Source organism: Fibrella rubiginis, assembly GCF_017353185.1.
GTDB lineage: Bacteria > Bacteroidota > Bacteroidia > Cytophagales > Spirosomataceae > Fibrella > Fibrella rubiginis.
Genome location: NZ_JAFMYV010000002.1, coordinates 184,243 through 196,540, shown reverse-complemented (window position 1 = coordinate 196,540; position 12,298 = coordinate 184,243). Strand labels below are relative to the sequence as shown.

Genomic DNA, 12,298 nt, shown 5'->3' with positions numbered 1-12,298 from the left:
AAGCTTGCATACGATAATTATCAATTCGAAGATAACGTATTAAAAAACAAGGGAAGCTACCTACACCAAATCGGACCAGTGACGGGTATCAATATTGGCTACAAAGTAATTAAGAAAAAGAATTATTCGCTTAGTCCATTCTTTGGCGTTTCACTGATTAAGTTAAACAAGAACTACAGGCCAGATGCCTTGAGTGGATACAAACCAAACTTTAGTTTTGGTTTATTTTTAAACAACTAAGAAGATGAAAAGCGCTACTCCTCTGCTGTTTTTGTGGTTGTCGTTGGCTGCGGCTTGCAAAACAGAAGACATCATAACGTCGCCAAAACTAATTAGCAATAATCCTTTATTATCGGCAACGGATAGTGCCGTAAACAAAGCGTTTTTAAACTATCAATCTGATTTAAACACCGTTGGTGTATCTATTGGCCTGTATAAAAATCAGAAAACCAGTTTTTATGGCTACGGTGAATCAAAACTAGGTAGCGGAATTGCACCGGACAAAAACACTTTTTTTGAAATTGGCTCGATCACTAAAACGTTCACGTCCATAACGGCAATGAATATGCTGCTGGAAAAAGGCCAAACTATTGAGAATCCAATTCGTCCTTACCTTCCCACTAACCTGCCAACGCTGGCCAGAGACGGGGTTGAAATAAACTTTAAACACCTAATGACACATACGTCGGGGCTTTCGTACTTCCCTGATAATTTTGGTACTGGCTATTATACAGGGAATGTGGGCGAGGAATTTGCCAAGTATGATAGAAATAAGTTGTTTACTTGGTTGCTTAACACGCCACTGAGATCAAAACCATTTACAACATGGGAGTATTCTAACGGCGCTATGGGCCTCCTAGGAACGCTTTTAGAACTAAATTACGAAAAAGAGTATGGTTCTATTCTGAAAGAAAAGCTATTGGGGCCTCTTCAACTCACTGATACTAAAACTGACATGAACGAAACAGATATGAGCAGATGGTCTAAAGGTTATAGTAATGGAAAAGAAGTGGCTTACTGGAATTCGCTAAATGCTATGAACGGGGCTGGCGTAATTAAATCGACGGCGTCTGACATGATTAAGTATGGATTAGCTAATTTGAATCCGCCTAGCACACGTTTGGGAGACGCCATCACAAAAACACAACAGGTAACGTTTTTACCATTCACAGAAGCGGGCAGAATAAAGATCAATGGTCGCTTGGGTTGGTTTCAGTGCATCCATAAAGATTTACCCAATGAAATATTTATCTGGCACAATGGCGGTACAGGGGGGTATAGTTCTGACATGTATATCAACGAAGCCAGGGGCAGCATACTTGTCATACTGTATAATACAGATAAAGGAACACAAGCCAGAGAAGATTTTACGTTAGCATTATTGAGAATTATAAGCAATTAAAAAAAGAAGTATTAATAGACTGTCATCAGTAGACTTGTTTATTTTGAGCTAAAAACGCTGCGTACCCATCAGAACGAGCGAAACGTATAAGCCCGATAAAGGGTGTCCCGTTGATAGAGAGTTAACTGGCAGGCTAAACGAAACGGGCGAGGTGCCTGTTTCTTCGATACCTTGCCAAACCAATGAGGTGTTGGACAGGGCTACCCAAGGCCCGTTCACTTAACCAACCTCTTTCATCAACATGAACTACTACAATTCTATTATCGACACCATTGGCAACACGCCGCTGGTGAAGCTCAACAAAGTCACCAAGGGCATCCGGGGAACGGTGCTGGCCAAGGTCGAATATTTCAATCCGGGCAACTCGGTCAAAGACCGCATTGCAGTGCGCATGATCGACGATGCCGAGGCGGCGGGGCTGATCAAACCGGGGGGTACCATCATCGAGGGCACAAGCGGTAACACCGGTATGGGCCTGGCCCTGGCGGCTATTGGTAAGGGGTACAAGTGCATTTTCACCATGGCCGACAAACAGTCGCAGGAAAAGATCGACATCCTGCGGGCGGTGGGCGCCGAGGTGGTGGTGTGCCCTACCAACGTTACGCCCGATGATCCCCGGTCCTACTATTCGGTGGCAAAACGGCTGGCCCGCGAGATACCTAACTCATTGTATCCCAATCAATATGATAACCTGTCGAACACGGCGGCGCACTACGCTACCACCGGTCCCGAAATCTGGCGCGACACCGACGGGCGCATCACGCACTTCGCGGCGGGCGTGGGAACAGGCGGCACCATCTGCGGCACGAGCAAGTTTTTGAAAGAGCAGAACCCCGGCCTGGTTTCGGTGGGGATTGATACCTACGGGTCGGTTTTCAAGAAATACAAAGAGACCGGCGTGTTTGACGAAGGCGAGATTTACCCCTACCTGACAGAAGGTATTGGCGAAGATATTTTGCCCAAAAACGTCGATTTCAGTCTCATAGACCACTTTGTGAAAGTCACCGATAAAGACGCGGCGATCATGACCCGGCGGCTGGCGCGGGAAGAAGGCCTGTTTGTAGGCTGGTCGTGCGGGTCGGCTACGCACGGGGCGCTGGAGTGGGCAAAGGAGCATTTGACCGAAACCGACGTGATGATTATCCTGCTGCCCGACCACGGCACGCGTTACCTTGGCAAGATCTACAACGACACCTGGATGAAAGACCATGGCTTTCTGGAGTCGCGGCAGTTTGCCACCGCGCGGGACATTGTTCGGTCGAAGAATGGCAAGAGTTCACTCACCACCATTTCGCAGAACGTGACGGTCAGTGAGGCCATCAAAGTGCTCAACCAGCAGGGTATCTCACAGATGCCCGTGACCGATACCACCGGCCACATCGTGGGCAGCCTCACCGACTCTACCATTCTGAGTCGTCTCATCGACGATTCGACCGTGAAAGATCAGGCGGTGGAGACGGTGATGGACAAACCGTTCAAATTTGTTGGCTTAGACAACACACTCGACGTACTTTCGTCGCTCATTGACCGCGACAACAAAGCCCTGCTGGTTCGCGATGAGCAGGACCATATCCACGTCATCACCCAGGCCGACTTGTTAGCGGCGGTAACAGCGTAAAAAATGTACAATGTATAATGCACAATGCACAATGGGCTTACGCACGTACTATTCTTGCGCCAGCCCATTGTGCATTGTGCATTATACATTGTACATTAATCACCATGAAATTCGGAACCAAAGCCATTCACGCGGGGGTACACCCCGATCCTACTACGGGGGCCATTATGACCCCGATCTACCAGACTTCGACCTATGTGCAGGAATCGCCGGGGGTACACAAAGGGTATGAGTACGCCCGTACGCAAAACCCCACCCGCGACGCCCTCCAGGCCAATTTAGCTGCCCTCGAAAATGGGAAGCATGGCCTTTGTTACGCCTCCGGGCTAGGCGCTACGGATGCCATTCTGAAGCTCTGCAAACCCGGCGACGAAATCATTGCCAGCAGCGATTTATACGGCGGCACCTACCGGATCATGACAAAAGTCTACGAGCCGTTTGGCATGACCTTCCAGTTCGTTTCGCTCGACAATCCCGCCAATCTGGAAGCGGCATTGACACCCGCGACCAAAATGGTCTGGATCGAAACGCCAACCAACCCACTGCTGCGTATCGTTGATATTGAAGCTATTGCGGCCATCACCCGGGCACGGGGCATCCTGCTTGTGGTAGATAATACGTTTGCGTCGCCCTACCTCCAAAACCCGCTTGATCTGGGAGCCGATGTGGTAGTGCATTCGGTGACCAAATACATTGGCGGCCACTCTGATACGGTCATGGGCGCCATCATCTGCAATGACGACGACACTGCCGTGCAACTGAAATTCATCCAGAACGCCTGCGGGGCCGTGCCTGGCCCGCAAGACTGTTTCCTGGCTCTGCGCGGGGTTAAAACGCTGCACATCCGGATGCAGCGCCACTGCGAAAACGCGCAGAAGGTAGCCGAATACCTTCAGCAGCACCCCCGCGTAAGCCACGTACATTACCCTGGTCTGTCCAACCACCCCGGCCACGAACTCGCCAAACGCCAAATGCGCGGCTTTGGCGGTATGCTTTCGTTTGAACTCCACGGCGACTCCTACCCCGAAGCCATCAAGGTCATGGAAAGCATCAAAGTGTTCTCGTTAGGCGAATCGCTGGGTGGCGTCGAATCACTCTGCACACATCCCGCCAGCATGACCCACGCGAGCATTCCGAGGGAAGAGCGTGAGAAAAACGGCCTCAAAGACACCCTTATCCGCCTTAGCGTGGGCATTGAAGACGCCGATGATCTGATCGCCGATCTGGAACAGGCACTAGCGGCATAGTTGGGCAGGATATTGGGCATGTGCTCGATATCCCATCCAATATATAATCATGCGAGCATGACATAGCGGTGGTTAGCTTTAGACTACCAACTCTATGTAGCGATATGACAGCACGCCTCTTCCTTTTTATGCTGCTTGTCGGTTTGTATGTGCCCGGCTTTGCGCAGCCTGCCAAACCGCCCGGAAGATCGCCCCAATACCCCATTGCCAATCAGTTCGAGCACCTGTCGGTGGCCGACGGGCTGTCGAATAACTCGGTCAACTGCATGGTTCAGGACCGGCAGGGCTACATGTGGTTTGGCACGCATGAGGGGCTGAACAGGTACGATGGCATCACGTTTACCGTCTTTCGGCCCGACCCCAGGCACCCCACCCGTAGCTTTCAAAACAGTATCGTTACTGGCCTGTGCGAAGGCGATGACCAGGTGTGGGCTATCACGGAGGGAGGCCTCCACGAGATCGACACGAAGACCGGGCTGGTTACGCCGCACCTGATCCGGACAAACAAGGCCAACCGATGGAACAATCAGATTTCGATTCACAAAGACAGCCTTAATCAACTCTGGATCAGCACGTTCGCCGGCCTTGCTCGGTACAGTCCATCGCGGCACCATTTCACGCTATACCCCAGCCCTAACGCCGAATCCCCCGTCATTACCACCTTCGAAGATCGGCAGCACCGGCTTTGGGTGGGTACGCTGCAGGGCATCTATCTCCTGAACCCCGCAACGGGTCGCTTCGTGCCGGTGCCGGTTGCAGGGGTGACGGGGCCACAGCCTACGGTTAATTCATTTTATCAGGACAGCCAGAACCGGCTCTGGATGGGCACCGCCAGTGAAGGCTACAGCCTTCTGCGGCTTGATCTGAATCGGCAACCCTGGCGGGCGGAACGGTACAACCCCGGCGGGCAGCACAACCCCTACGTTTGGCGAAACACCATCCATCAGGACTCAACGGGACTGATGTGGGTGGGTACCAGCAACGGGTTGCAGGCCCTCGATCCCCTGAGCGGACAGGTGGTCACCTATCGCACGGAAGTTAACCTGTTGAAAAGCCTGGGTAGCAGCAACGCGCAGACTGTGTATCATGACCGGGCCGGCACACTCTGGGTAGGCACTGACAACGGCGTCGATCGGCAGTCGGCGAACACCAAACCCTTCCAGACTTACCGGGTGTTACCCAACGAGCGCATGGCCAACCGTCCCGAAAACCGGGTCAACACCCTGGCCAGCGATGGCCGAGGGCAGCTCTGGTTCAGCAACCAGGTCACGGTATATCAGCAGGGTGCCGGGCAACAGCAACCCAATAGTATTCCACCCGACAGGCTGGGGTCGGTGGGGGGCCACATCAATTACATCAATACGATTGTGCCTGATGGGCTGGGTGGCATGTGGTTCGGCACGCAGGACGGCCTCTACCACGCCGATCAGGTCACGGGTCAGTACACTGGCTACCCGTCCCAGTTTCCGGTTCAATATATTTCAGTGAAGTCCATTAGCAACGTACCAACAGATGACCTCTGGGTTGGGGGCGTTGGCGGCATTGCTTCGTTCAACCGCCGCACCCACGTCTTCAGGTACTATACCGGCAAACAAGGCACCGCTAACGGGCTGCCTGATAAGCAGGTAAACGGGCTGTTGGCCAGTCAGGACTGGAACGTGTGGGTGCTGATCAGGCAGTTGGGGCTTTGTCGGATGAACCCCCGAACGGGCGTGTTTACACGCTTTGTGGCCGGTCCCAGGGGGCAGTTGAGTACCAACGATGTGGAGTCTATTTATGAAGACAAAGCTGGTACTGTCTGGGTAGGTACGCACCTGGGCGGCCTCAATCGGTTCAACCCCCGTACGGGTTTGTTTTCGGTCATCACCCAGGCCGATGGTATTCCCGGCAACAGTATTCTGGGTATCACCGGCGATGATTCGGGCCAACTCTGGCTCAGCACTGATAAGGGTCTTTGCCGGTTCGATCCTACGACCAAAGCCGTTCACACGTATGAAGTGGCCGACGGTTTACCCAGCAACCACTTTATTCAGAATGCCGTTTTCCGGCAGCAGAACGAGCTTTTCTTCGGTAGCCAGAACGGATATGTGCGGTTCAATCCCAGCCGAATTCTGGACGACACCCGCCCTTTTCCAGTCTATATCAACGCCCTGACCGTACTGGACAAGCCCCGCCCCCTCACCGACAGCCTGGTTCGGCTAAGGCATGATGAAAGCATGGTCTCGTTTGGGTTTGCCGCGCTGGCCTATGAACAGCCTGGACAAAATCAGTATGCGTATCAACTAGTTGGCGTTAACCCAGACTGGGTACAGAACGGCAACCGACACGTGGCCAACTTCACCAACCTGGCACCGGGCAACTACACGTTTCGGGTGAAAGCCGCCAACAGCAACGGTTTCTGGAGTCCGAGCATAGCCTACGTCAGGGTGATTGTCAGCCCGCCCTGGTGGGCTACGTGGTGGGCCTACATACTTTATGCCCTGCTGGCGGCGGGCGCTATCTGGGCCTACATCCGCTTCTACACGAATCGCATCAGGCAGCAACAGGAATTGGTGCTGAACCGGCAGCAGGCCGAGCAGCTCAAGGCCCTAGACGAGCTAAAGACGCGGTTTTTCTCTAACATCACCCACGAGTTTCGCACGCCCCTCGCCCTGATTATTGGTCCTGTGGAAAAGCTCCTGCAGGAAAACCGATTCGACCGGCCCATGCTCACTACCGTGCATCGCAACGCCGACCAACTTCTGCGGCTCATCAACCAATTGCTGGACCTGTCGAAACTGGAGGGCAATTACATGGCGGTGTCTCTGATGCAGGGTAGCGTGCCTGACTTTATTCATCAGGCGGTAGCGGCATTTGAGCGGGCGGCAGAACAAAAGGGTGTAACGCTGACGTGTGAGGTGACTGGATTCCCGCCGCATGACTATGTGTTCGATGCCGACAAGTGGGAAAAAATCCTGTCGAACCTACTGTCGAACGCCCTGAAGTTCAGCGATGCCGGGGGACATATAATGCTAACAACCCTCCCCACCCAACGGGGCAATGAGCTGACGGGTGTGCAGATACTGCTTGTTGATTCGGGTATTGGCATTGCCCCCGACAAGCTACCCCACATCTTCGACCGTTTCTATCAGGCCGACACCTCCAGCACCCGTGCCTATGAAGGCACGGGCATTGGCCTGGCGCTGGTACATGAGCTGGTTGGCCTGTTGGGTGGCACCATCGAAGTGGAGAGTGAACTGGGTGTGGGCACCACCTTCCGGCTGATGCTGCCCGTTCAGTCGATCATGGATGCCGCCGACGTACCCCGCCTCAATTGGGCAGGCACCAGACAGGCTTTTGTTGCGCCGTTGACAGTATCGACATCCGCATCCACTTCTAATCGTTCAATTGACAATCAATCAGTTACGCGCATTCTGATTGTAGAGGATAACGACGAGTTGCGGGCATTTTTGGTAGGCGAACTAGGTATAGCGTATTACGTACTTGAGGCCGCCGACGGTGAGGCGGGTTGGGCAATTGTCCAAACAGAGCTGCCCGACATTGTGCTTACTGATCTGATGATGCCCCGCATGGATGGCTACGAACTGACCCGCCGCATCAAAAACCACCCCGATACCGATCACATTGCCGTGGTGATGCTGACGGCCAAAGCGGCCCAACAAAGCCGTCTCGACGGGCTGCAACAGGGGGCCGACGAGTATCTGGCCAAGCCGTTCAGCATTGACGAGTTGCACCTCCGGCTGCACAATCTTATTAACCGTCAGCAGAAATTGGGCGAACACTACCGGCAGCAGTTTGCGCTATCCACAGAACCGTTGGACAGCGTGCCTCCTGACCCGTTTCTGCTCCGCATTTATGGTCTTCTAGATAGCCACATCGACAACTCGGCCCTGAGTGTAGACTGGCTGGCCGGCCAACTGGCTATGACCCGCAAGACGCTCTACCGCAAAGTGCAGACGCTAATTCAGCTTCCCCCGGCCGATCTGATCCGGCAGTATCGCCTCCGCAAAGCCACCGATTTGCTGCGGGCAGGACGGAGCGTATCTGAAACGGCTGATCTGGTTGGCTTCAGCACCCCCTCGCATTTCAGTCTGGTTTTTAAAGAATTCTACCAGCAAACCCCGTCTGAGTTTATGACCAACCGGGCAAAGGGCGTGTAACTGACACGGATCAATATTTCACAAAAAAGGCTCTGGAAGCACATTCAGGGCTCTTTTTGTGCCTCCTAGGCCAAAAATGTCCCCAAACTGACTGAAAATGTCCTGAATCAGACAGCCCAGGGGCGCGGCTTGGTGGACTTTTGACTTACCCAAACGGGTCGTTCTGTTCGAATCACTGATCGGGCAGAACGAGTGCTTTCCGCTGCCAATCCACACATTAATGACGTACCCGAAAAAGGCTGCTGATCTCCGTCGGCAGCCTTTTGTCTACCCCACGCTCAACCCCGAACGAAGCAAGTGCCCCTTTCTGCGGCCAGCAACAACGTTACAGACCTGCTACAATCAGTTAACGGATCCGGCTATCGCGCAAAACAACAAAGCCGCCCCGCCAAGCTGACCTACGTAATAAGGTCAGCTTGGCGGGGCGGCTTTGTACTGGTTGTTATGTATCAGGCTACTACCGGGTCATCATCCGCCGGGTGCCGATAAGCCGGTCGTCGGCTTCGATCGTGTAATAGAACGTCTCGATTCTACCCTCGTTTTTGTAGCTGAACCGGTACTCGTTGATGCCCTCCCGCACCTCGATCTTCCGGCGTTCTACCACCGTTCCGTCACTCTTTCTGATTGTCAGAAACGCATTTTTGTAATGGGTATCGCTTTCATTCCTGAGCACAACATAGGTCGACTCGTCGAAGGGGTTGGGGTAGTTGGGCAGTACACTGATACCAAGTTGATTAGCCGAAACGTCGAGCAGCGATTGTTTCGCTGTCCGGGTGGCCGCAACGGTTGTAGCACCAGCAGGCACCGTCACCGACAATTCGTTTAAAAACAGGCTTTCAACACCTGCTGCGTTGACGGCCGCCACACTCACATACCGCACCGTGCTGCTGTTGCCCGGATACCCGATGGTGGGTGTTTTGGTGGTAACCGTGTAGACCGAATCCCAGTCGTTGGTCAGCGACCGCAGGGCAATCCGGTAGCTGGGGGCGTTGCTGGCGTCGGTAATGGTAAGCGACAACTGGTTGGTAGCTACGTAGCTGGCAGTAAACGAGGTGGGAGCTTTCACCGACTGCGCAGCCATCGCCAGGGCGTTGGCGTTGATGACGGCATTGCGGGCGAGGTAATAGAAATCAACGCTGAAATCATCGTAAATGCCGTCGTTGTTGGTGTCGATCTGTTCGTTGTCTTTCACCGAGTGAACAATGCCGCAAGTGCCTGATCCGTCGCCATTTTCGTTTTGCGAAATCATCCGCACTGCCGCGTAGCCTTTGCTGCGGAATGGCACATGGTCGCTTGAACGACCGGTACGGTCTTCGGTAGCCATGATGTTGATGGTCATGGGCAAAGCAGCAACAGGTTTGATCTGTTCGTTGTATTCGAGCTTGACATAGCGGGCCAGTTGCTTATGAATCGAGCTGGCGCTGCCGTACGAGAAAATCCGGATGCTGTTGGTGGCCACGTTGCCGGATGTACACGACGGTGCCGACGAGCAGGGACCGCAGAGCGTGGTGCCGGCAATGTCGTTGTCGAGCACCATCCGAATGGCCCGGCCCTTGGCCGACGAATAGTTGGCGAAGGCCGTGCTGCCATACAAACCCTGCTCTTCGCCCGTTGTCAGCAGAAAAACGATGGTGGCCTTGAAGTTGTATTTCGACAGCACACGCGCCGTTTCCAGTACCAGCGCCGAACCCGTAGCGTTATCCGATACCCCCGGCGCGTTGCAGGTGATATTGCAGCCATCTTCGCAACGCGAGTCAATATGCCCTTCCACAATGATAAACGACTTGTCGGTCAGGTCGGTGCCGGGCAATACGGCGAACACCTCGCTGTAGGTCTTCGTCGACGAGCAGATGGTTGCGCTGTAGGTCATGCGCGATACCAGCAGCCGGTTATTGCGCAGGGCGCTGAGTTGTTTGAATTTGCTTTCGACCCAATTGTTGGCCGCGCCCAGGCCGGTTGTCGTCGAAGTATTAAACAGCGTGTTGGTCTGGCGGGTGCCAAAGCCCGCTAATTTGCGCACATAGGCCTTTACTGAGTCGGGCGAGATGGATTGATTCAGATCGGCAGAAATGGTGGCTGGGGTGGCCGTGATGCCCGAACTGTAGTTGGCGGGTGAATAGTTACCGGCCATGACGGCGTCGGCGGTGGCGTTGGTAACAACCATGTTGGTTTGGCCAAAAGCCAGTTGGCTACACAGCATAGCCATGAGGTAGAGGTGTTTTTTCATAAAGAGATAAAGCGTAAACGTTAAGCCCGAAAGCCTTTTTTAGTTACTGGATGCACTAATGTATTACTAGGTAGTTACAATACTAAGTAATAATTAACTAAAGTAAAACACATCAAACCGTCTACTGCTTTTTAGGTAGTATATCGGCTCACGAATGCACGAAAAAAGAGCTTACAGTCTATTGCCCGGGCATGCAGCAAGTACATCGCCCGCAGTAAGTGCATCGGGCTCACAACGTGCAGACTTTTGCCAATCTAGATTCTCCAAATAAAAAATAGTATTTTATAGAGATCCGTACGCTCAGTATCGACTGAATAAGGCCCGTATTAGCATTCTTTTAATACCTTCTAATTTTTCTCTCATACCTTTTTAATCTCGCGGGTCTTGCTTTGCGTCAACCAATTCAGACGCAAGTCACGCAACACCGACAGCCTCCCCCCATTTTTTCAATGGCCTGGGTGTGGCGCTTTTGCTGTTACTACCGTACCCAATGCCTCATCAAACGGAATTCCCCCCACAACTGAGTAAGTAAAGTCAACATATTATGAAGCGAATACCACTGTTCATGAGTTTGTGCGTGCTTTTGTTCGCTACAAGCTGTGAAAAAAAAGAAGAGGCCAAAGAAGAAGACGTTCAGTTTCTGGTTACCAGCCCGCTGGAAAGAGATACGACGATTGCCAAAGACTATGTGTGTCAGATTCACGCCATTCAACATATCGAAATGAGGGCTTTGGAGAAGGGGTATCTCCAGAAAATTTTTGTGGATGAGGGGCAGCGGGTACGGCAAGGGCAACCTATGTTTCAGATTATGCCCCTGATCTACAATGCCGAACTGCAAAAATCACAGGCCGAAGCCAACTACGTAGGCATCGAATACAAGAATACCAAGCAGCTTGCCGACAGCAATATTGTGTCGAAAAATGAACTGGCCCTGGCGAAAGCCAAGTTCGACAAGGCGAAAGCGGAGGTATCGCTGGCCCAGACGCATTTGCAGTTTACGTCGATAAAAGCACCGTTCGGAGGTATCATGGACCACTTTCAGGTCCGGCTGGGCAGCCTTGTCAATGAAGGCGATCTGCTGACGACGCTGTCTGATAACAGCAAAATGTGGGTGTATTTCAACGTACCAGAAGCAGAATACCTTGATTTCAAGACCCACACGCAGCAGGAAAACATGACCAACGTGAGCCTGGTGATGGCTAACAACGAGTTGTTTCAATACCCGGGCGTGGTGCAAACCATTGAGGCTGACTTCAACAATGAAACCGGCAACATCGCCTTCCGGGCTACATTTCCAAACCCCAACGGTCTGCTACGTCATGGCGAAACCGGCAACGTTCGCATGACCGTGCCCATCAAGCACGCGCTCATTATTCCGCAGAAAGCCACCTTCGAGGTGCTGGAAAAAAAGTACGTCTACGTGGTCGATAAAAACAACGTGATCCGGTCGAGGGAAATCACGATTGCCGCCGAGATGCCGCACATTTTCGTGGTTAAATCGGGGCTACGGAAAGACGACCGGATTCTGCTGGAAGGCTTGCGCCAGGTGAAAGAAAACGAAAAAATACACCCCAAATTCGAGCAACCCGCTGCGGTTATTTCTCATTTGGGCCTGTATGCTGAATAGTCACCTATTTTAAATAG

The 12,298-nt window shown here is 52.7% G+C and carries 7 protein-coding genes; 6 read left to right on the top strand and 1 reads right to left on the bottom strand.

What is annotated here, in order from left to right:
* The first annotated feature begins 244 nt into the window (after positions 1-244).
* The 5 genes from J2I47_RS04280 (at position 245) to J2I47_RS04260 (ending at position 8,824) form a co-directional block, all read left to right on the top strand.
* Entirely contained in the window at positions 245-1,402 is a 1,158-nt protein-coding gene (locus tag J2I47_RS04280; protein ID WP_207363323.1) for a serine hydrolase domain-containing protein, read from the top strand.
* A gap of 241 nt (positions 1,403-1,643) precedes the next feature.
* Positions 1,644-3,020, top strand: a complete 1,377-nt coding sequence (locus J2I47_RS04275) for a cystathionine beta-synthase (RefSeq protein WP_207363322.1) — start codon at positions 1,644-1,646, stop codon at positions 3,018-3,020.
* A 104-nt stretch (positions 3,021-3,124) separates the two neighbouring features.
* Positions 3,125-4,267 (top strand): cystathionine gamma-synthase, encoded by a 1,143-nt coding sequence (locus J2I47_RS04270; protein ID WP_207363321.1) that lies wholly within the window; start codon positions 3,125-3,127, stop codon positions 4,265-4,267.
* 104 nt (positions 4,268-4,371) lie between these two features.
* Positions 4,372-8,427, top strand: a complete 4,056-nt coding sequence (locus J2I47_RS04265) for a hybrid sensor histidine kinase/response regulator transcription factor (protein WP_207363320.1) — start codon at positions 4,372-4,374, stop codon at positions 8,425-8,427.
* Between the two features lie 220 nt (positions 8,428-8,647).
* Positions 8,648-8,824, top strand: a complete 177-nt coding sequence (locus J2I47_RS04260) for a hypothetical protein (protein ID WP_207363319.1) — start codon at positions 8,648-8,650, stop codon at positions 8,822-8,824.
* Between the two features lie 60 nt (positions 8,825-8,884).
* On the opposite strand, the gene J2I47_RS04255 is transcribed toward J2I47_RS04260, so the two are convergent.
* Complete coding sequence (locus J2I47_RS04255) at positions 8,885-10,654, bottom strand: M28 family peptidase (protein ID WP_207363318.1); 1,770 nt, start codon at positions 10,652-10,654, stop codon at positions 8,885-8,887.
* 544 nt (positions 10,655-11,198) lie between these two features.
* Between J2I47_RS04255 and J2I47_RS04250 the strand changes: the two genes are divergently transcribed.
* Positions 11,199-12,281, top strand: a complete 1,083-nt coding sequence (locus J2I47_RS04250; RefSeq protein ID WP_207363317.1) for an efflux RND transporter periplasmic adaptor subunit — start codon at positions 11,199-11,201, stop codon at positions 12,279-12,281.
* The last annotated feature ends 17 nt before the right edge of the window (positions 12,282-12,298 follow it).